At 62.3% G+C, this 20,624-nt stretch carries 18 protein-coding genes; 9 read left to right on the top strand and 9 right to left on the bottom strand.

All coding sequences use genetic code 11. The annotated features are described in order from the left end of the window. Positions 1-227 precede the first annotated feature (227 nt). Positions 228-644, top strand: a complete 417-nt coding sequence (locus AC1RQ5_RS25045) for a hypothetical protein (protein WP_493202583.1) — start codon at positions 228-230, stop codon at positions 642-644. Between the two features lie 78 nt (positions 645-722). Here AC1RQ5_RS25045 and AC1RQ5_RS25040 read toward each other — a convergent pair whose 3' ends face one another. The 4 genes from AC1RQ5_RS25040 to AC1RQ5_RS25025 all read right to left on the bottom strand — a co-directional run bounded on the left by AC1RQ5_RS25040 (position 723) and on the right by AC1RQ5_RS25025 (position 5,219). Further along, a complete protein-coding gene (locus AC1RQ5_RS25040; RefSeq protein ID WP_493202582.1) occupies positions 723-2,012 on the bottom strand; it encodes an ArgE/DapE family deacylase in 1,290 nt (429 codons plus the stop codon). A gap of 70 nt (positions 2,013-2,082) precedes the next feature. Continuing rightward, the gene (gene gabT, locus AC1RQ5_RS25035) at positions 2,083-3,360 is read right to left on the bottom strand and encodes a 4-aminobutyrate--2-oxoglutarate transaminase (protein ID WP_493202580.1); all 1,278 of its coding nucleotides are present in this window, start codon (positions 3,358-3,360) and stop codon (positions 2,083-2,085) included. A gap of 138 nt (positions 3,361-3,498) precedes the next feature. Further along, a complete protein-coding gene (locus tag AC1RQ5_RS25030; protein WP_398483328.1) occupies positions 3,499-4,524 on the bottom strand; it encodes a histone deacetylase family protein in 1,026 nt (341 codons plus the stop codon). Further along, positions 4,521-5,219 carry a GntR family transcriptional regulator gene (locus tag AC1RQ5_RS25025; RefSeq protein WP_398483326.1) on the bottom strand — a complete coding sequence of 233 codons (699 nt, stop codon included), beginning with the start codon at positions 5,217-5,219 and terminating at the stop codon, positions 4,521-4,523. The genes AC1RQ5_RS25030 and AC1RQ5_RS25025 overlap by 4 nt, the downstream gene beginning before the upstream one ends. A gap of 138 nt (positions 5,220-5,357) precedes the next feature. Between AC1RQ5_RS25025 and AC1RQ5_RS25020 the strand changes: the two genes are divergently transcribed. The 6 genes from AC1RQ5_RS25020 (at position 5,358) to AC1RQ5_RS24995 (ending at position 12,206) form a co-directional block, all read left to right on the top strand. Continuing rightward, on the top strand, positions 5,358-6,125 hold the full coding sequence (locus AC1RQ5_RS25020) for a class II aldolase/adducin family protein (RefSeq protein WP_493203558.1): 768 nt from the start codon (positions 5,358-5,360) through the stop codon (positions 6,123-6,125). Between the two features lie 66 nt (positions 6,126-6,191). After that, entirely contained in the window at positions 6,192-7,739 is a 1,548-nt protein-coding gene (locus AC1RQ5_RS25015) for an ABC transporter substrate-binding protein (protein ID WP_398483324.1), read from the top strand. An 83-nt stretch (positions 7,740-7,822) separates the two neighbouring features. Next, positions 7,823-8,794 carry an ABC transporter permease gene (locus AC1RQ5_RS25010; RefSeq protein WP_493202578.1) on the top strand — a complete coding sequence of 324 codons (972 nt, stop codon included), beginning with the start codon at positions 7,823-7,825 and terminating at the stop codon, positions 8,792-8,794. After that, positions 8,791-9,630 (top strand): ABC transporter permease, encoded by an 840-nt coding sequence (locus AC1RQ5_RS25005; RefSeq protein ID WP_398483320.1) that lies wholly within the window; start codon positions 8,791-8,793, stop codon positions 9,628-9,630. Before AC1RQ5_RS25010 ends, AC1RQ5_RS25005 begins: the two co-directional genes overlap by 4 nt. After that, positions 9,630-11,249 carry an ABC transporter ATP-binding protein gene (locus tag AC1RQ5_RS25000; protein WP_493202576.1) on the top strand — a complete coding sequence of 540 codons (1,620 nt, stop codon included), beginning with the start codon at positions 9,630-9,632 and terminating at the stop codon, positions 11,247-11,249. Before AC1RQ5_RS25005 ends, AC1RQ5_RS25000 begins: the two co-directional genes overlap by 1 nt. A gap of 6 nt (positions 11,250-11,255) precedes the next feature. After that, a complete protein-coding gene (locus AC1RQ5_RS24995; RefSeq protein WP_493202574.1) occupies positions 11,256-12,206 on the top strand; it encodes a 2-hydroxyacid dehydrogenase in 951 nt (316 codons plus the stop codon). 107 nt (positions 12,207-12,313) lie between these two features. Here AC1RQ5_RS24995 and AC1RQ5_RS24990 read toward each other — a convergent pair whose 3' ends face one another. Beyond that, entirely contained in the window at positions 12,314-12,439 is a 126-nt protein-coding gene (locus AC1RQ5_RS24990; protein WP_398483314.1) for a hypothetical protein, read from the bottom strand. Positions 12,440-12,600: 161 nt separating this feature from the next. Between AC1RQ5_RS24990 and AC1RQ5_RS24985 the strand changes: the two genes are divergently transcribed. Further along, complete coding sequence (locus AC1RQ5_RS24985; protein ID WP_493202573.1) at positions 12,601-13,419, top strand: aldo/keto reductase; 819 nt, start codon at positions 12,601-12,603, stop codon at positions 13,417-13,419. A 250-nt stretch (positions 13,420-13,669) separates the two neighbouring features. Here AC1RQ5_RS24985 and AC1RQ5_RS24980 read toward each other — a convergent pair whose 3' ends face one another. The 3 genes from AC1RQ5_RS24980 to AC1RQ5_RS24970 form a co-directional block, all read right to left on the bottom strand. Beyond that, positions 13,670-14,875 carry an acyl-CoA dehydrogenase gene (locus tag AC1RQ5_RS24980; protein ID WP_398483310.1) on the bottom strand — a complete coding sequence of 402 codons (1,206 nt, stop codon included), beginning with the start codon at positions 14,873-14,875 and terminating at the stop codon, positions 13,670-13,672. 149 nt (positions 14,876-15,024) lie between these two features. Then, positions 15,025-16,101, bottom strand: a complete 1,077-nt coding sequence (gene ribB, locus AC1RQ5_RS24975; protein ID WP_493202571.1) for a 3,4-dihydroxy-2-butanone-4-phosphate synthase — start codon at positions 16,099-16,101, stop codon at positions 15,025-15,027. A gap of 236 nt (positions 16,102-16,337) precedes the next feature. Further along, positions 16,338-18,065, bottom strand: a complete 1,728-nt coding sequence (locus tag AC1RQ5_RS24970; RefSeq protein ID WP_493202570.1) for a cation:proton antiporter — start codon at positions 18,063-18,065, stop codon at positions 16,338-16,340. 149 nt (positions 18,066-18,214) lie between these two features. Between AC1RQ5_RS24970 and AC1RQ5_RS24965 the strand changes: the two genes are divergently transcribed. Next, entirely contained in the window at positions 18,215-19,444 is a 1,230-nt protein-coding gene (locus AC1RQ5_RS24965) for an aminotransferase-like domain-containing protein (protein ID WP_493202568.1), read from the top strand. Between the two features lie 134 nt (positions 19,445-19,578). Here AC1RQ5_RS24965 and AC1RQ5_RS24960 read toward each other — a convergent pair whose 3' ends face one another. Beyond that, the gene (locus AC1RQ5_RS24960) at positions 19,579-20,619 is read right to left on the bottom strand and encodes a lactonase family protein (protein ID WP_493202567.1); all 1,041 of its coding nucleotides are present in this window, start codon (positions 20,617-20,619) and stop codon (positions 19,579-19,581) included. Positions 20,620-20,624: the final 5 nt, after the last annotated feature.

The raw sequence follows: 20,624 nt of genomic DNA, 5'->3' as shown, positions 1-20,624 counted from the left end.
GATCTCCTGCAGTTGACCAATGTTGTCTGCAGGGTCGTTCTGATCGGGCGGTCCCGCATTGCTGTGGATCAATCGGCGGTTGCGGCGGGGAAAGTTAGGCTTACCGGCAGAAATGCCTGTCTTGCAGCTCTTTCCGGGGAACAGCCGGGGTGGATTCCCGGTTATTCGTCCATAGATTGGAAACATTGTCATTTCCAGAAGCCGGAACGTGGCCTCGGGAGGCGTAGATGACGTTCAGATATTTGATTTCGGGCATGGTCGGCATTGCATTGCTGGCGGCACCTGCGGTTGCGCAGGCCGAACCTGCCGCGACGACATACAAGGCCAGTGAATTCCTGACCCTCGATCTGTCGAAGGCATTGCTGTCGCCGAAGCCGCTCGGGCCCGGCGCGCAGTTCGAGGTTTACCCGATAACGGCGCGTGCCGATGCCAAGAACGAGATCGACGCGGCGGCCGACAGGCCTGCGGCACAGAAGGCCGTGCCGGTGGCGAAGCCACAACGCAATGTCGCGGCGCGCCCACAGCCGCCCGCACGTACCCGCGTCGCACGCCCGCGCAGCAATCCGCTCGACGCCAATGCGGCGGATACGCGGATCCAGACATGGCCGTGCCGAACCGGCGGCATCTGTAACTGGCAGCGGTGAGCCAGCTCTCGCGCGCATATGAAAACGGCGACGCACTGCGTCGCCGTTTTGCTTTGTTCAGGTTGCAGGAAAGGGGGATCAGGCCTTGATCTCTTCCACGCCGCACCATTCCGCGATGAACAGCGCCAGCGCGGTCGTCGTCTTCTTCAGCGAGGGCAGGTTGACGCCTTCGTCGAAGCCGTGGACGCCGCGCGAGATGCAGCCGTAGTTCAGCGTCGGGATCTTGTCGAACAGCGCATAGACGCGGCTGTCGAGATAGGCGAGCGAGATCTCCGGCTTCGGCTTCTGGCCAAACACCGCTTCATGCGCCGCGGCCAGCGTGGCTTCGGCATCCGAACCCGGCTTCAGCTCGTAGCCTTCGGCCTGGAAGCCGTTGAAGGTCACGGTCGGCGGGATGTTCGACAGGAACGAGTCCTGGCGCGAGAAGGCGGCGACGCGGTCGACGATCTCCTTCTTCGCAGCTTCCGCGGTCTTGCCGGGCAGCAGCGAGATGCGGAAGTCGATCTTGCACCAGGCCGGGACCGACGAGGCCCAGTCGCCGCCGGCGATCTTGCCGATGTTCAGGTTGACCGGCTTCTCGATGTTCTTGAAGTGCTCATGCTCGCTCTTGGTGGCATTCCACTCGGCTTCCAGCTTGCGCAGCTCGCCGACCACGCGATAGGCGCCGTCGATGGCATTGGCACCGGTGCCCATGCGCTGCACATGCACTGGAACGCCGCGCACTTCCACCTGGAACCAGACCACGCCGATATTGGCGCGGGTGATGGTCTCGTGCGACGGCTCGGAGACGACGACGGCATCGGCCTTGTAGCCGCGCAGATGCGTCATCAGCGCGCCGTCGCCGGTGGATTCCTCTTCCACCACCGACTGCAGATAGACGGTTGCCGCCGGCTGCAGGCCGAGGCTCTTCAGCGCGTCGAGCGCGAAGATGTTGGAGGCGCAGCCGGCCTTCATGTCGCCGGCGCCGCGGCCCTGCATCCAGTCGCCCTGGATGACGGGATCGTAAGGCGGGGTGCTCCACATATCGAGCGGGCCTTCCGGCACCACGTCCACATGGCCCTGCATGATCAGCGAGCGGCCTTTTTCCTCGCGCGGGTAATGCGTGCCGACCACGATCGGCGCGGTCGAATGCAGCTCGTCCCAGGCGCCGGCGCCGGGATGATGGCCGAGCGCGGCGCGGTCCATCTCGAAGCGTTCCATCTTGTAGCCACGCTCGCGCATGGCGCGGAACATGAAGTCCTGCATGGTGTGTTCGTTGCCACGGGTCGAGGCGTGGCGAACCATATCCTGGGTGAACTTGACCTGGGCATCAAAGCCCTTGTCGATGGCGGCGATGATCTTGTCGCGGAGAGCGGGATCGAGAGCCATGGGTGTGTCCTTCTTGAAAATTTGCTGGGTCGGTGTGTCACCTCTCCCCACCGGGGAGAGGTGAAAAAGATCAAGCCGTCAGCGCGCGCTCGAGTTTTTCCATGCCTTCGTCCAGGATCTCGTCCTGGGCGGTCAACGGCACCAGCACGCGGATGGTGTTGAAGTTGACGCCGCAGGAGAGCAGGATCAGGCCTTCTTCGGTGGCCTTCTGGGTCACCTTCTTGGTCTGCTCCGCGTCCGGCGTGTCCGAGCCACGCTCCTTGACGATGTCGAAGGCGATCATCGCGCCGACATTGCGGATGCTTTCAATCGGCACCAGGTCGTTGCGCTGTTGCATCTTCTTCAGGCGCGTGGTGATGCGCTCGCCGACATGATTGGCGCGGTCGACCAGCTTCTCCTTCTCGAACACGTCAAGCACAGCCATCGCCGCGGCGATCGCCAGCGGGTTGCCGGCATAGGTGCCGCCGAGGCCGCCCGGATCGGCAGCATCCATGATCTTCGCCTTGCCGATCACGCCCGACAGCGGGAAACCGCCGGCCAGGCTCTTGGCCACGGTGATCAGGTCCGGCTTCACGTCGTAATGTTCCATCGCGAACATCTTGCCGGTGCGGCCATAGCCGGTCTGCACTTCGTCGGCGATGAAGACGATGCCGTTCTCGTCGCAGATCTTGCGCAGCGCACGCATCAGCTCCGGCGGCGCCTGGTGGAAGCCGCCTTCGCCCTGCACGGGCTCGATGATGATCGCCGCAACGCGCGCCGGATCGATATCGGCCTTGAACAGGAAGTTGAGATACTTCAGCGATTCTTCAACCGTGACGTCGAGCGGCGCGGCCGGGAAGGGCACGTGCCAGACTTCCGGCATCGACGCGCCAAAGCCCTTCTTGTAGGGGAACACCTTGCCGGTCATGGTCATGGTCATGTGGGTGCGGCCATGGAAGCCGCCGGTGAAGGCGATCACACCGGCACGGCCGGTGGCCGCGCGCGCCATCTTGATGGCGTTCTCGGTGGCTTCGGCGCCGGTGGTGAAGAAGGCGGTCTTGGTGTCGCCGTCGATCGGCGCGAGCTTGTTGAGGCGCTCGGCGAGAGTGACATAGGATTCATACAGCAGCACCTGGAAGCAGGTGTGCGTGAAGTTTTCCATCTGCGCCCTGACGGCGGCCATGATGTGCGGATGGCAGTGGCCGGTGTTCAGCACGGCGATGCCGCCCGCGAAATCCACATAGCGCTTGCCTTCGACGTCCCAGACTTCCGCGTTCAGCGCGCGCTGAGCGGAAATCGGGGTGGAGTGGCCGATTCCGCGGGGCACGGCGGCTTCGCGGCGGGCGAAGATTTCTGCATTGGTTGCCATTCGAGTTTGGTCCTTCGATTTTTCTTGGGTGTTGGAGACAGGGTCGTAGGATGGGTTGAGCGAAGCGAAAACCCATCGCCTTCGCGCGTGGGATGATGGGTTTTCGCGAAGACGCTCAACCCATCCTACGAAAGATGTTCAGCGCGCTTGCTCAAAGCCAGCGAGCGTGGAGGTGAGATTGGCGCCCAGGATGTCGGACAGGTATCCGCCTTCCTGAACGATGACGGTGGGCAGGCCGAAGCGCGCAACGGCCTGGCCGATGCGGTTGAAGCCCGGCGTGGTGACCTTCAGCGCCGCGAGCGGATCGTGCTCGGAGGCATCGAGGCCAAGCGCCAGGACAAGCGCAGTGGGCGCAAACGACTTGATCGTCTTCTCGGCCAGCGCAAGCGCGTCGACAAAGCCGTCGTCGCCGGTGCCGATGGCAAGCGGGATATTGAGATTGGTGCCAAGGCCGTTGCCTTCGCCCTTCTCATCCGCATAGCCCCACACGAAGGGGTAATAGCCGGTCGGGTCAGCATGGATCGAGACTGTCAGCACATCCGGACGCGAATAGAAGATGCCCTGGGTGCCGTTGCCGTGATGCACGTCCACATCAAGAATGGCGACACGCTCATGCTTGGTGCGCAGATGCTCGGCGGCAATCGCCGAATTGTTCATGAAGCAGAAGCCGCCGGCGAGATCGCGATAGGCGTGATGGCCGGGCGGGCGGCACAGCGCATAGACGGCGTCTTCGCCATCCATCACCATCTGTGCTGCCGTCACAGCCGTATCGGTGGAGACGCAGGCGCCGGCCCAGGTGCCAGGGCCGATCGGTGCCGACGTATCGACTGTATGCCAGCCGAGCTTGCCGACGATATGGCTGGGATAGCTGCCCGGCACGCGGTTCGGATGGATGTTCGGGATCATCTCGGTGCCGTAGTCCGGCAGCTTGATCCATTCGTCCCAGGCGGTTTCGAGGAAGCGCAGATATTCCGGCGAATGCACCCGCGCGCGAGGTCCTTGTCCGAATTCCGTCGGCGCCACGATCGTGTGCTTGCCGTCATTGAGGCCTTTGAGCAGGCGCACCGCGCGCTCCGGCTGCTCCGTCGTTTTGCGGATCTGGCCACGCACGAGATAGAATTGCGGATCGTGTGCGCTGTGCTTGTCGGAATAAACTGCCTTCACGTGGCGACTCCGTTGGTTGATGTTGGAATTTCGCGGACGAGCTTGCCGACTTCGCGCCAGGCAGCACCGATGTGATAATCGAAGCGCGCGGCGATGATGTCGGGATCGCCCTGTTCGAGCACATCGAGCAATGCTTCATGCGTCTGCGCGATGCGATGCGGATCATCATACAGCCGGCCGATCAGGCCGATCACCATGCGCAATTCGGACGACAGGTCGTCGAAGACCTTCAACAGGCGCTGGCTGCCTGCCATTTCGACGATCATGCGATGGAAGCGATAATCCTCTTCGACCTGCCGGGCGTGATCTTCGAGTTCTGCTGTTTTGTGCAGCACATCGATCTGTCGACGCAGTGCGTCGCGATTGGCGGGGGTGAGGTTCTTTGCCGCAAGGACAGCCGCGTGACACTCGACGCAAATCCGCAGATCGTAGATCTCGTCGATATCGCCCGCCTCGAGCTTGCGGACGAAGAAGCCGCGGCGCGGATGCGAGACCAGCAGCCCCTGCTGCTCGAGCAACCGGGCGGCTTCGCGCACCGGCGCGCGGCTGATGCCAAGTTCGCGCGCGATACCGGCCTCGACGACCTTCGCACCGGGTGCGAGCTGCCCGTTAACCACGGCCTGAGTCAGAACGCGCGCCACCTGACCGACGAGATCGGTATCGGCGAGAGCCGTCAAACCAACAGGGGGGGACATCAAACGCATAGGGGAAAAAACCCGTTTCATGCCGTGTACAAGAATTAAGCGTCGATTGTCGACAGTTTAATCTTGCCGCCTGCCATGCGTTTGTGGTTGCTTTCGGCATCGTAAAAACCGGGAAGTACGCCTGTGAATATGCACGCCAATCTGACGCCGAACCTCGATGCCGCCAAGCAGGTCCGTGTCGATCTCGCCGCTGCCTATCGTTTGATCCATCGTCATGGCCTCGACGACAGCATCTACACGCATATCTCCGTTCGCGTCCCTGGCACGCAGGATCGCTTCCTCATCAATCCCTATGGCATGCGCTTCGAGGAAGTGACCGCCGGTAATCTCGTCACCGTCGATACCGACGGCAAGGTGATCGACGATCCGCTTGGCCTCGGCATCAACCCGGCCGGATTCACCATCCACAGCGCCGTGCATATGGCGCGTCATGATGCGAATTGCGTTCTGCACACGCACACTGTTGCCGGTGTTGCCGTGTCGTGTCTGAAGGATGGTCTGCAGCCGCTGAACCAGTGGTCGATGCAGTTCACGGATCGCATCGCCTATCATGACTTCGAAGGCATCGCGCTGGATCTCTCCGAGCGCGAGCGCCTCGTTGCCGATCTCGGCGACAAGATGGTCCTGATCCTGCGCAATCACGGCCTGCTCACCTGCGGCCGCTCGGTCGGCGAGGCGTTCAAGCTGATGTTCAATATGGAGCGCTCCTGCCGCGCGCAGCTGGCGATTCTTTCAACCGGTGCCGAAGTCATTCGTCCGTCGCATGCCATTGCCTCGCACACCGCTGGCCAGTATGACCGCGGCTATACGAAGGTGCATGCGGAAGGAAAGCCGGACAGCGAATGGGATGCGTTCAAGCGCATGCTCGATCGCACCGATCCCGATTACAAGAATTGATCCGATTTGCATCATACGTCGTCAACTGTTCCGGGTTACGTGCCGTTCGGCACTGAGGGGAAAGATATGTTGAAAAAATTGGTATTGGCTCTCGCGCTCAGCAGTGTGAGCACATTCGCTTTGGCGCAGGAGCCGAAGCTCGGCGGCACCATCAATGCCGTGATTCAGCCTGAACCGCCGGGCCTCATGCTCGCACTGGTTCAGAACGGTCCGACCCAGATGGTGTCGGGCAATATCTATGAGGGCTTGCTGCGCTATTCGAAGACGTTGGAGCCGCAGCCAGGTCTTGCCGAGAGCTGGACCATCAGCCCGGATGCCAAGACCTATACCTTCAAGCTCAAGCAGGGCGTCACCTGGCACGATGGCAAGCCGTTCACCTCGGCCGACGTGCTGTTCTCCATCGAGACGCTGAAGGTGACCCACGCCCGCGCGCGCGGCAATCTCGTCCAGCTCGACAAGGTCGAGGCCCCGGACGATTACACCGTCGTCTTCACGCTGAAGCAGCCGTTCGGTCCCTTCATCGGCATCTTCGAAGTCGGCTCGATGCCGATGATCCCGAAGCACATCTATGAAGGCACCGACGTCAAGACCAATCCGGCCAACAACACGCCGATCGGTACCGGTCCGTTCATGCTCAAGGAGTGGAAGAAGGGCTCTTTCATCCAGCTGGTGAAGAACCCGAACTACCACGTCAAGGGCAAGCCCTATATCGACGGCATCTACTGGCAGGTCATTCCGGACGCCGCTGCGCGCTCGGTGGCCTATGAGACCGGCAAGGTCGATGTGCTGCCCGGCGGTTCGATCGAGAACTTCGACGTGCCGCGCGTCAGCAAGCTGCCGAACACCTGCGTCACTGGCGAAGGCTGGGAGTTCTTCTCGCCGCTGGCCTGGATGTGGCTGAACAACCGCAACCCGATCCTCGCCAACAAGAAGGTCCGTCAGGCCATCATGTTCGCGGTGGACCGCGAATTCGCCAAGGACGTGATCTGGAACGGCCTTGGCAAGGTAGCGACCGGCCCGTCGGCCTCGACCATCAAATTCTACACCGATGACGTGCCGAAATATCCCTATGACCCGGCCAAGGCCAAGGCGCTGCTGAAGGAAGCCGGTTACAAGGGCGAGAAGATCCGCATCATGCCGCTGCCCTATGGCGAGACATGGTCGCGCTGGGGTGAAGCTGTGAAGCAGAACCTTGTCGATGTCGGCTTCAATATCGAGACGATTGCAACCGACGTGCCGGGCTCGAACCAGAAGAACAGCGAATGGGATTTCGATATCTCCTTCACCTATCTCTATCAGTACGGTGATCCGGCCCTCGGCGTCGGTCGTAACTATGTCTCGAGCCAGATCGTGAAGGGCCAGCTCTTCAACAATCTCGAAGGCTATTCGAACCCCGAGGTCGACAAGCTGTTCGCGGACGGCGCCGTTGCGACGCCGGATTCGAAGCGCAAGGAGATCTACGACAAGGTGCAGAAGATCCTGGTCGAAGACGTTCCGGTGGCGTGGCTGCTCGAATTGCAGTTCCCGACCATCATGAACTGCAAGGTCAAGAACCTGATCACCACCGGTATCGGCGTCAATGACGGCTTCCGCGACGCCTGGATCGACAAGTAAGTAACGCCGCTCAATGCCCGTGACGATCGACACGATCGTCACGGGTTTTCTTTTGCTCTATCTCCGACTGCGGTGGATCGCCGATGCTGTCATTCGTTTCCCAGAGGATCGTGAAGGGCGTGTTCGTCCTGCTTGCGATCGTCGTGATGAATTTCTTTTTGATCCGCCTCGCGCCGGGCGATCCCGCCTCGGTGATGGCCGGCGAGGCCGGCGCGTCTGATCCGATGTTCGTCCAGCAGCTCCGTGAAAAATTCTCGCTCGACAAGCCGCTGCCCGAGCAGCTCTTCACTTACGTCAAGGGCGTCGTTCAGCTCGATCTCGGCTTCTCGTTCCGCCAGCAGATGCCGGTGTCGAAGCTGATCGCCGAGCGCCTGCCGGCGACGCTGCTGCTGACGCTGACGGCCTTTGCCATCTCGCTGGCGCTCGGCATCACTTTCGGCACGCTGGCCACAAGATTTGCGGGGACATGGGCGGATACCGCCATCACTGTCTCGGCACTGCTGTTCTATGCGACGCCCATCTTCTGGGTCGCGCTGATGTCGATCCTGCTGTTCTCCGTCTATCTCGGCTGGCTGCCCAGTTTCGGCTACGAGACCATCGGCGCCAATTACACCGGATGGGCGCATGTGAAAGATGTTGGCCTGCATCTGATCATGCCGGCGATGACCATCGGCCTGTTCTTCATGGCCACCTATACGCGCATGACGCGCGCCTCGATGCTCGAGGTGAAGCGTCTCGACTTCGTCAAGACGGCGCGTGCGAAGGGCCTCGCCGACAACATCATCCAGCGCCGCCACGTGCTGCGCAACGCGCTGCTGCCGGTGGTGACGCTGGCCGGCGTGCATTCCGGCACGCTGGTGGGCGGCGCCGTGCTCACCGAGACGGTGTTCGCATGGCCCGGCATCGGCCGTCTGCTGTATGAGGCGCTGCTGCAACGCGATTACAACCTCTTGCTCGGCGTCTTCACGGTCTGCTCGGCCATGGTGCTGATCTTCAACCTCGTCACCGACCTCGTTTATCGTCTGGTCGATCCGCGCATCGAGTTTGCCAAATGAAGAAGTTCTGGAAATTGATGCTGCGCAATCCCGGCGGCGTCATCGGTCTGATCCTCTTGACCGTCGCCGTCATCATCGCCGTGTTCGGCCCGATGATGTTCCCCACCTCGCCATGGCGCATGGTGCAGCGGCCGTTCCTGCCGCCCTTCACCAATCCGATGGTGACGCTCGGCACCGATGCGCTCGGCCGAGACGTGTTCGCCGGCCTGATCTATGGCGCGCGGGTGTCGCTGCTGGTCGGTCTCGTCTCCACCACGGTGGCGCTGACCATCGGCGTGCCGGTCGGCGCCATCGCCGGCTATTTCGGCGGCAAGGTCGATGACGCGATGATGCGCGGCACCGAATTCTTCCAGACCATTCCAAGCTTCGCGCTGGCCATCGTGCTGGTCGCGATCTTGCAGCCCTCGATCTATTCCATCGTCGGCGCCATCGCCATCGTGTCGTGGCCGCCGGTGGCGCGTCTCGTCCGCGGCGAGGTGCTGTCGCTGCGCACGCGCGAATATGTGCAGGCCGCGGTCGTCACCGGCCAGAGCAATGGCTGGATCATCTGGCGCGAGATCCTGCCCAACACGATCTCGCCCATCATTGTGCTCGCCTCGCTCATGGTCGCAAATGCGATCCTGTTGGAATCCTCGCTGTCCTTCCTTGGCCTCGGCGATCCCAATCTGATGTCCTGGGGCTACATGGTCGGCGCCGGTCGCACGGTGATCCGCCAGGCCTGGTGGATCACCGTATTCCCCGGCATTGCCATTCTGCTCTCGGTGCTCGCCATGAACCTGATCGGCGAAGGCCTCAACGACGCGCTCAATCCGCGCCTGGCAAAGGATAGCCGCTGATGTCCAAAGCGCCCGCCATTGCCATCAAGAACCTCAAGATCGCACTCCCGAAGAGCGGTGAGCGCTCCTATGCCGTTGAGGGCGTGTCTATCGATCTCATCCCCGGCGAGATCGTCTGTCTGGTCGGTGAGTCCGGCTCGGGCAAGTCCATGTGCGCGCATGCGCTGATGGGTCTGCTGCCCGATACGGTCAAGACCGAGGCCGGTGAAATCGCCTTCAACGGCAAGAACCTTCTGAAGCTCAGCGAAGACGGCTGGCGCGAGGTCCGCGGCCGCGACATCGCCATGGTGTTCCAGGAGCCGATGACTGCGCTCAATCCGTTGATGCGCATCGGCGACCAGATGATGGAGATGTTCGAGGCGCACAATCTGCTGACGCCGAAGGAGCGCCGCGCCAAGGCGCTCAATCTGGCGAAGGAAGTCGGTCTGCCCGATCCCGAGCGCATCATCCGCGCCTATCCGCATCAGCTCTCCGGCGGCCAGCGCCAGCGCGCCATGATCGCCATGGCGCTGGCACTTGAGCCATCGGTGCTGGTCGCCGACGAGCCGACCACTGCGCTCGACGTCACCACCCAGGCGCAGATCCTCAAGCTGATCCGCAACCTGCAGCGCAGCCGCAATATGGCTGTGATGTTCATCACCCATGATTTCGGCGTCGTCGCCGATATCGCCGATCGCGTCGTCGTGCTCCGGCACGGCAAGATCGTGGAAGAAGGGTCGATCGATGCGGTGTTCAAGAATCCGCAGCACGATTACACCAAGGCGCTGCTCGCCGCCGTGCCGTCGATGGATCCGCCCGCGCGTGTGCCGCTCGACGAAGCCAACAAGGCCGTCGATGTCATCGGCCTCGACAAGACCTATGTGACGCCGCAAGGCTGGTTCAAGCCGGATCGCCGTGTGCAGGCTGCCAACGAGGTGACTTTCTCGATCCTCAAGGGCGAGACCGTCGGTCTCGTCGGCGAGTCCGGCTCCGGCAAGTCCTCGGTCGCCCGTCTCGTCATGCGTCTGATCGAAGCCGATCGTGGTACTGTCCGGATCGGCGATGTCGATCTCACCGCGCTCAAGGGCAAGGCGCTGCGTCAGCAGCGCCATCGCATCCAGATGATCTTCCAGGATCCGTTCGCCTCGCTCAATCCCCGCCGCAAGGTCGGTCAGATCATCACCGATGGTCCGATCTCCCACGGCACCGATCCGAAGGTCGCGATGGCGCGCGCGCGCGAATTGCTCGGCATGGTCGGTCTCGATGCCGGCTCGCTCGATCGCTATCCGCATGAATTCTCCGGCGGCCAGCGCCAGCGCCTCGGCATCGCCCGTGCGCTTGCGATGGACCCGGAAATCATCGTCGCCGACGAAGCCGTCTCCGCCCTCGACGTGTCGGTGCAGGCACAGGTGCTGAAGCTGCTGGAGGACCTCAAGGCCCGCCTTGGCCTCTCGATGCTGTTCATCACCCATGACTTGCGCGTCGCCGCCCAGATCTGCGATCGCATCGCGGTGATGCAGCGTGGCGAGATCGTCGAGCTGAAGCCGACCGCGCAGCTGTTTGCATCGCCCGAACATCCCTATACCCGCGAGCTCCTCAGCGCCGTTCCCGGCCAGAGCTCGCCATCACAGGCCGCCTGATCCCCGATGCCGAACAAGACGACGCGCTGCGTCCTTCTCAGCACCACCATCGACCTGCGCGATTATCTCGCGCCTGAGATCGCGCGGCTGGATGGCGTCGTGAGTTTCGTCGATCATCTCGATGGCAGCGATGCGGCTGACGTGGAGATGGCGGTGGGCTGGTTCCCGCACGCGGACGCCTTCACGCATTATCCGAACATCAAGGCTGCGTGCTCGATCGCGGCGGGCGCCGATAGTCTGCTGCATTGCCCGAGCATGCGCGATGATATCGATATCGTGCGGGTGATCGAACCGGCCCAGGCCGAGATGATGTCGGGCTTCGTGATCTGGAACGCGATCTATCATCAGCGCCGGATGGGTGTGTATCGCCAGCAGCAGCGCGACAAGGTCTGGAAGCGCCTGCCACAGCGCGCCGCGCGCGAGGTGCCGGTCGGCATCCTCGGTTACGGTGCCATCGGCGCGCGCGTGGCGTCGGATCTGTCGATGCTGGGTTTTCCCGTGAAGGTCTGGAGCCGCACCCCAAAGGTGACCTCCGCAGGCATCGCTGGATTCCATGGCGGCGACGGCCTCGACCGGATGCTCGACGACACCGAGGTGCTGATCAACCTGCTGCCGCTGACATCCGAGACCCGCGGCCTGCTCAATGCCTCGCTTTTTGGCAAGCTGCGGCGCGGCGCCTATCTGATCCATGTGGGCCGCGGCGCCCATATGGTCGAGCAGGACATTTTCGCGGCCCTCGACAGTGGTCAGTTGTCCGGCGCGTCCATCGACGTCTTCCCGATCGAGCCACTGCCGAAGGACAGCCCGTTCTGGAGCCATCCGAAGGTGCTGCTGACGCCGCACGACGCCTGCGACGTCACCATGGCTGCTGTCGGCGGTACGATCCGCGCGACGGCGGAGGCGGTACAGGCAGGCTTGAAGCCGAAAGATACGGTGGATCGGGCAAGGGGATACTAGTCGCCGAAGCCGTAGGATGGGTTGAGCGTAAGCGATACCCATCAGGCTGGGCGCATGTGGTGATGGGTATCGCTAACGCTCAACCCATCCTACATCCGCGTCTCATGTCATCGCGCCAGCCAGAATCCCCCGAGGACCAGCGCGACCGCCAGCGTCACGATAATGCCGCCAACGGTCAGCGTAATGGCAAGCAGGCCGTGCGAATCCAGCCATGCACGAAGCGCTTTCTCCACCTTGAACATCTCCCCGGGATGTGAGTTCCTGTTGATGTGCGGGCAGCGTATCAGATCGCGCAGGCGCCGTCCTGTGGCGGGCTGCCCCAGAGCATGACCCCGGAAAGTGCAGACCGGTCTCCGGATCTGGTCATGTTCCGTAACAAGATTCAGGAGATCTCATGCAATCGATCGAAACCCAGGGCATCACCGTGCCGAAGCTCGGCCTCGGCACCTTCAAGCTCACCGGCGACGCCTGTATTGCCGGCGTCGAAAGCGCGATCAAGCTCGGTTACCGCCATATCGACACCGCCGAAATGTACGGCAACGAGGCCGAGGTTGGCGCCGGCATCAAGGCCGCCGGCCTGCCGCGTGGCGAGCTGCATGTCACGACCAAGGTCTGGCACGAGAATCTCGCACCGGACGCCATCAAGCGTGCCTTCGATGCCAGCCAGACCAAGCTCGGCCTCGACGTCATCGACCTCTATCTCGTGCATTGGCCGTCGAAAGGCATGAACCTGCCGGCGATTTTCGAGACGCTGCTGAAATTCAAGGACGAGGGCCGCATTCGCGCACTCGGCGTCGCCAATTTCCCGGTGGCGCTGATGAAGCAGGCGGTGGAGGAGATCGGTGCGCCCGTCGCCTGCAATCAGGTCGAATATCACGCGCTGCTGGACCAGACGAAACTGCTGACCTATCTGCGCGCGAAGTCGATCCCGCTGGTGGCCTATTGTCCGCTGGGGCAGGGCCGTCTCGCCGACAATGACGCGATGAAGCAGATTGCATCGAAGCACGGCGTGAGCGCTGCGCAGGTCGCCCTGAAATGGCTGCTCGATCAGGATGGTGTCGCGGCGATCCCGAAAGCATCGCGCAAGGAGAGCCAGCAGGCCAATCTCGATGCGTGGAAGGTCACGCTGGATGACGAGGATCGCAAGGTGATTGCTGGATTGCCAAAGGATCAGCGTCTGGTGAAGCCCGCCTTCGCACCCGATTGGGATTGATCTCTTTCCCTCTCCCAAGCGGCGAAGCCGCGCAGCGGGGAGGGTGGCACGAGCCTGACGAAGCGAAGCTTCGTTATGGCGAGTGACGGGCGGGGTGCTTCCCCAGACTCCGACGCCACGTGGGGAGAGACCCCCGCTTGGCGGCGGATCCTCCCCATTCGCTGCGCTCCGGCGAGGGACGTCATCCGCATGAGCACAAAACAAAAATGCCCGGCCTAAGCCGGGCATTTCGCATTCCAAATACAGGCGCTTAACCGAACGCCTGGATCCCCGTGATGGCACGGCCGAGGATCAGCGCATGGACGTCATGCGTGCCCTCATAGGTGTTCACGGTTTCCAGGTTCTGCGCATGGCGCATCACCTGATATTCGATCTGGATGCCGTTGCCGCCATGCATGTCGCGGGCGACGCGGGCGATGTCGAGGGCCTTGCCGCAATTGTTGCGCTTCACCACCGAGATCATGTCCGGGTGGAAATTGCCTTCGTCCATCAGGCGGCCGACGCGGAGCGAGCCCTGCAGGCCGAGCGAGATTTCGGTCAGCATGTCGGCGAGCTTCTTCTGCACCAGCTGGGTGGCGGCGAGCGGACGGTTGAACTGCTTGCGGTCCAGCGTGTACTGGCGGGCGCGGGACATACAGTCTTCGGCAGCGCCGAGCACGCCCCACGAAATGCCATAGCGGGCGCGGTTGAGGCAGCCGAACGGACCCTTGAGGCCCGACACGTTGGGCAGCAGGTTCTCTTCCGGCACGATCACGTTATCCATGACGATTTCGCCGGTGATGGAGGCACGCAGCGACAGCTTGCCGCCGATCTTCGGTGCCGACAGTCCCTTCATGCCCTTTTCGAGCACGAAGCCGCGGATCTGGTTGTCATGGGCGGCGGACTTCGCCCACACCACGAACACGTCGGCGATCGGCGCATTCGAGATCCACATCTTCGAGCCGGTGAGCTTGTAGCCGTCCGACACTTTCTCGGCGCGGGTCTTCATGCCGCCGGGATCGGAACCGGCATCGGGTTCGGTGAGGCCGAAACAGCCGACCCACTCGCCGGTGGCGAGCTTGGGCAGATACTTCTTGCGCTGCTCTTCGCTGCCATAGGCATAGATCGGATACATCACCAGCGATGACTGCACCGAGTTCATCGAGCGATAGCCGCTGTCGATGCGCTCGATCTCGCGATTGACGAGGCCATAGGCGACATAGCTGGCATTGGCGCAGCCATATTCCTCGGGCAGCGTCACGCCGATCAGGCCGAGCTCGCCCATCTCGTTGAAGATCTCGCGGTCGGTGTGCTCGTTGAGATAGGCGTCGGTGACGCGCGGCAGCAGCTTGTCCTGGGCATAAGCGCGCGCGGTGTCGCGGATCATGCGCTCATCTTCGGTGAGCTGCCCATCGAGCAGGAACGCATCGTCCCACTGAAAATTCGCAGCGGGCTTGTCCTTACCCTTAACGCTCATCGAAGTCCCTTTCATATCGTGGTGAATGGCACGCAGGCTTTTTGTTTCCTTGCCAATGCGTGATGTCTCACATAGGCCATCGCCGCCGGAGCTGCTCTGGCCTATGTGGAATGCGGTATTTTAGGTCCAGTACTTTAAGTCTTGGACCTTTAGCCTTCAAGCTGTTCGTTGCAGGCGATCTCGATGCCGAAACCCGACAGGCCCTTATAGTCATGGGCCGACGAGGTGAGGTGGCGGATCGAGGTGACGCCGAGATCGCGCAGGATCTGCGCGCCGACGCCGATCTCGCGCCACTGCCGGTTGCGGTCGGCTTCCGCCGACTTCGGCGTATCCAGCGGCTCGACGGGAACACCGGCGGCACCATCGCGCAGATATACCAGCACACCGCTGCCGTTCTTCTTGAAGCGCTCCAGGATGACATTCATCTTCGCCGGCCCAAAAAACGTGTCGCGCACGATGTTCGGCTTGTGGAAGCGGGTCAGCACATTCTTGCCGTCGCCGACGCTGCCATAGACGAAGGCGACGTGGTGGATCGGGTCGAACGGCGAGCGGTAGGAATAGCCCTGCAGGGTGCCGATCGGGCTTTCGGTGGTGAAGGTCGAGACGCGCTCGATCAGCTTCTCGCGGGCCTGACGATAGGCGATCATGTCGGCGATGGTGACATGCTTGAGCTTGTGCGTGGCCGCGAAGTCGACAACCTGCTGGCCCTTCATCACCGAGCCGTCGTCATTCATCAGCTCGCTGATGACGCCAACCGGCGACAGGTTCGACAGCTTGCAGAGATCGACGGCCGCTTCGGTATGGCCGGAGCGCATCAGCACGCCGCCATCTTTGGCGATCAGCGGGAAGATGTGGCCGGGGCGCGCAAAATCATTGGCGCCGGCATTGGGATTGGTCAGCGCGCGGCAGCAGGAGGCGCGCTCTTCGGCGGAGATGCCGGTGCCGTTGTCGGGCTTGTAGTCGATCGACACCGTGAAGGCGGTGGTGTGATTGCTGTCATTGTTGACGACCATCGGATCGAGCCGCAGGCGGCGCGCGTCTTCGACGGTGATCGGCGCGCAGACGATGCCGGAGGTGTGTCGGATGATGAAGGCCATCTTCTCCGGGGTGCAGAACTGTGCCGCGACGATCAGATCGCCTTCGCCCTCGCGATCGTCGTCATCGGTGACCACGACCATTTCGCCAGCGGCGAACGCCTTCAGAACGTCAGAAATCGGATCGGCCATCGGGATGCTCTCATTCGTTGTGGCCAGTGATATGGCGCAGAGCGGGGGGCGGTGCAACCCGCGGAAATGGGGCCCGGAACTGCGGGTTCGCAGTGCGGAATGGGGGACAACTTGTCGTCGCCCGGCTCGACCGGGCGATCCAGTCCACGGCAGCGGCTGTGGGTCATCAGGACTGCCGGTGGTTACTGGACCACCCGCTTTCGCGGGTGGTGACAACAGAGAGTGGCAGCGAAAGCCTACGGCAGTACTTCCCGTCGTTCCGCCAGCTGCGTATCCATTTCCGCCCGCTTGGCCTGGAGCAGGCCCTGGTCCACCGCCTCGATCACCTCATACAGCGCCTTGGCGTCGCTCAGGCGGGTGACGGTGACGTAATCCGCGCCGGCCGCGTAGATATCCTCGACGTCCCGCAGCAGATCCGCCGTCGAGATGATCTTCGCGGTCGGATTGATCGAGCGGACATGGCGCACCAGTTTCTCGTTATTGGCGCCCTTGAGGAGGGAATCCGGCACGCTGAGGATGATGATCTCGGCATGGCCGACGCCGGCATGGACCAGCGTGTCCACATTGCTGATATCGCCATAAACCACATGCAGGCCGCGCGCCACGAGGGTGCGATAGACGTTCGGATTGAAGTCCACCACGCTGATCTGGTCGAGCAGCTCCTTGTTCTCCTGCTCGATCTGGCTGAGCAGTGCCGAGGCGGTGCGGAAGAAGCCGAGGATGACGATGCGGCGGCATGCACCATGACCCTCCGCATGCTCGCTTTCGCCGGGCTGCCCGTGATCGAGATCGCGCAGGCCAAAGCCTTTGCAGACCGGGATGAACCAGCGGGTGATCCGGTCGCTCTGCATCATGGCGAAGGTCGAGAGCACTGCGAGCATCACGAAGGCGAAGGATGCCGCGCTCGATGTTTCCTTGGTGATGTGGTTTGCCGCGATGCCGGTCTGCAGCACCACCAGCGAGAATTCGCTGATCTGCGCCAGATTGAGCGCCGGCAGCAGGCTGGCGCGCAGGCCCTGCTTCATCAGGTAGAGCGGCGTGAACGTGGTGAGGAGACGGCTGACCACCGCGAAGATGGCGATCACCAATGCGAGCTTGACCGTGGCCAGGTCAGGCACCGGAATTGTCATGCCGACGCCCACAAAGAACAGCGTGATGAAGAAGTCCCGCAATGTCGTCACTTTGGCAGTGACGTCGAGCGCGTAAGGGAAAGTCGACAGCGCGACGCCGGCCACCAGCGAGCCCATTTCGCGCGACAGATGCAGGCGCTCGGCGATCTCGCCGATCAGGAAGCACCAGGCCAGGGCGCCCAGCATCACCAGTTCCGGCTGACGCGCGATCTGGTGAAACAGCGGCGGCAGCACATAGCGGCTCAGCACGAATGCAATCGCCACCAGCGCGCCGACGCGCCCCACCGACAGCAGCACGACGCCGATCTGCAGATTGTCGAGGCTGGGCTGGATCGCCAGAAACATGATGGCGAAGATGTCCTGGATCACCAGGACGCCGAGGGTGATGCGGCCGGGCAGCGTGTCGAGCTCGCGCTTCTCGTACAGCACCTTGACGATCACGACCGTCGAGGACAGCGCGCAGGCCACCGCGAGATAGAGCGCATCGAAACCGCCGCCGCCGAGCTTGAGCCCGAGCGCCATGAAGAACGCGGCCCCCAGCACGCAGCCGGCAACCAGCTGCGCCCCGGCCGCGATCAGGATGACCTTACCGGCACGGATGATCTTCTTCAGATCGATCTCGAGCCCGATCATGAACAGCATGAAAATCAGGCCGAGTTCGGAGATCGTGGCGACGGACTCGTCCGACTTGACCCATCCGCTGCCGTAGGGTCCGATGATGAAGCCGGCGACCAGATAAGCAAGAATCAGCGGTTGCCGGAAGAAATGCGCAGCCAGCCCGATGGCCCATGCAAACAGGATACATAGGGTGATATCGCGGATAAGGTCGTGCATGCCCCTGCCAAATCTAGCTTTTCGCGCGGCACTGTAATGGTGCAGCGCGTGCGGGCAAAGGGGTAAATCCGGCTATCTGACATTGCACGACCGGGCCGTCCAACGAGGCGGCCCGAAGATGACAACATTGCTCGAGGGAGACGACGTCCATGACATCCGCACGGTTCGATTACGCACCACTTCTGCCCGCCGGTCTGCCGGCGGCGGCGGCCAGATGGACGGGTCTCGCCAAATACAGCTTTGTCGGCGGCAACAACGATGCCGAGCAGGTCCCGGTGGCCGACTTGAAGGCTGCGGCTGACGCTGTGCTGACCCGCGAAGGGCATACGCTCGCGACCTACGGGCTGGCGAGCGGGCCGCAGGGCTATCTCCCGCTCCGCAATTTTGTCGCCGACAAGCTCAAGCGTGATGCCGGCATGGCCTGCACGGCGGACGATATCCTCATGGTGTCCGGCTCTCTGCAGGCACTCGATCTGGTCAATCAGGCATTGCTCGCCCGCGGCGACACCGTGATCATCGAGCGCGACTGCTATCAGGGCTCGATCAACCGGCTGACCCGGATGGGCGTCAATATCGTCGGCATTCCGCTCGATGGCGACGGCATGCGGATCGACGCGCTCGCGGCTGCGTTGACGGACCTCAAAGCCAAAGGCATCCGGCCGAAATATATCTACACGATCCCCACCGTGCAGAACCCGACTGCGACGATCATGCCCGAGAGCAATCGCCGTGAATTGCTAAAGCTGTCGGCGCAATATGGCGTGCCGGTGTTCGAGGACGATTGCTATGCGGACCTGATCTGGGATCACAAGCGTCCGCCTGCGATCCACGCGCTGGATACGACGGGGTGCGTGATCCATATCGGCTCGTTCTCGAAGTCGGTCGCGCCGGCTCTGCGCGTCGGCTACATCGTGGCGCCGTGGGAAATCATGTCGCGCATGCTGGCGCTGAAGACCGATGCGGGATCAGGCGCGCTGGAGCAGATGGTGCTCGCCGAATACAGCGTGCCACATTTCGCCACCCATGTGCCGAAGGCCATACGCGGACTGCGCGCCAAGCTCGATACACTGATGGATGCGCTGAACGAACAGTTCGGCACGGCGGCAGAGTTTGAAGAGCCCAAGGGCGGCATCTTCCTGTGGGTGAAACTGCCCGCCAATGTGGACGCGATGCAGCTCTATCAGGCGGCGCTGAAGGCCGGCGTCTCGATCAATCCGGGGCCGGAATGGTCGGTGGACAAGGCCTATGCCCACAGCCACATCTGTTTTGCGAGCCCGACGCATGCGGAGATCCGCGAAGGCATTGCGGTGCTGGCGGATGTGTGCCGGAAGGAATTCGGCGTGCCGGAGCGGATCGCGAATGTGGGGAAACGAGCTTGACGCGCATGTCGTCCCCGCGAAAGCGGGGACCCATAGCCTCCGTCGAGCCAGTGAAAACGCAGAGTTAATACCACAGCGTTTTACGGCTTCTCCAGCGTGTATGGGTCCCCGCCTTCGCGGGGACGACGCAGGAGTTACGGCAAACTCACAATCTCCACCCAATTCGGATTCTTCCCCATCGGCATATCCTGCAGCTTGGTCAGCGCACCGGTTTTCTTGTCGATGGCGTAGCTTGTCATGCTGTTGGAGAGCTGCCCGACTGCCAGCAGATAACGCCCCGACGGATCGATCGCAAAACCACGCGGCTGTTTCTCCGTCGCGTAAGAGCCGATCGAGGTCAGCGCACCGGTCTTGGCATCCACGCGGAACACAGCCAGCGTGCTGCTGGTGCGTTCGGAGGCATAGAGAAATTTGCCGTCCGGCGTCAGATGGATATCCGCCGCCCAGGGCTTGCCGTCAAACTCCTTCGGCAAGGCGCTGGCGACCTGCGTCTCCTTCTTCAGCGTTCCCGTCGTGGCATCCCACGGGAATACATAGATTGCCGCATCGAGTTCATTGAGCAGATAGACGAACTTCTTGTCCGGCGAGAACACCAGATGACGCGGGCCGCCTTTGGCCTTCACGCTCACGGTCGGCGGTTCGTTGGGCGTCAGCTTGCCCGCCTTGGCATCGAATTTCTGCTGATAGACGACATCGCCGCCCAGGCTCGTATGCAGCACATAGCGATTGGTGGGATCGACGATGATGGCATGCGCATTGGGTTGCGTATCGACGGTCTGCTGCGGCGCTGCGATCACGCCATTGGGGCCGATGGCATTCACTGTGACCTTGTTGCCGCCATAGCTGGCACTGAGCAGGAAGCGGCCGGTGCGATCCACGGCGATATAGGCCATGGAGTCCGCAAGCGGCCCCGGACCCACAAGCTTCAGCTTGCCCGTCTTGACATCGATGTCGAAGGTCACGGCCGTATAGGGCTCGTTGCGCAGGCCCGCATAAAGCCTGTGCTTCTCCGGGCTGATCGCCAGCGGCAGCGAGCCGCCCGGCTTCGTTGGTCCCGGCACCTTCACCGTCTCGACCGCCGACAGATCTCCGTTCGGCTTCAACTCGAGGACACTGATATCCTGGCTATCGGCATTGCCCACATAAACGAACGTCGCGGCGCTGGCTGAACTCATTGCGA

Source organism: Tardiphaga sp. GW821-FHT12E02 (genome assembly GCF_058807155.1).
Note: the sequence above shows the minus strand (reverse complement) of the source record. Positions and strands in the feature narration are given on the sequence as shown.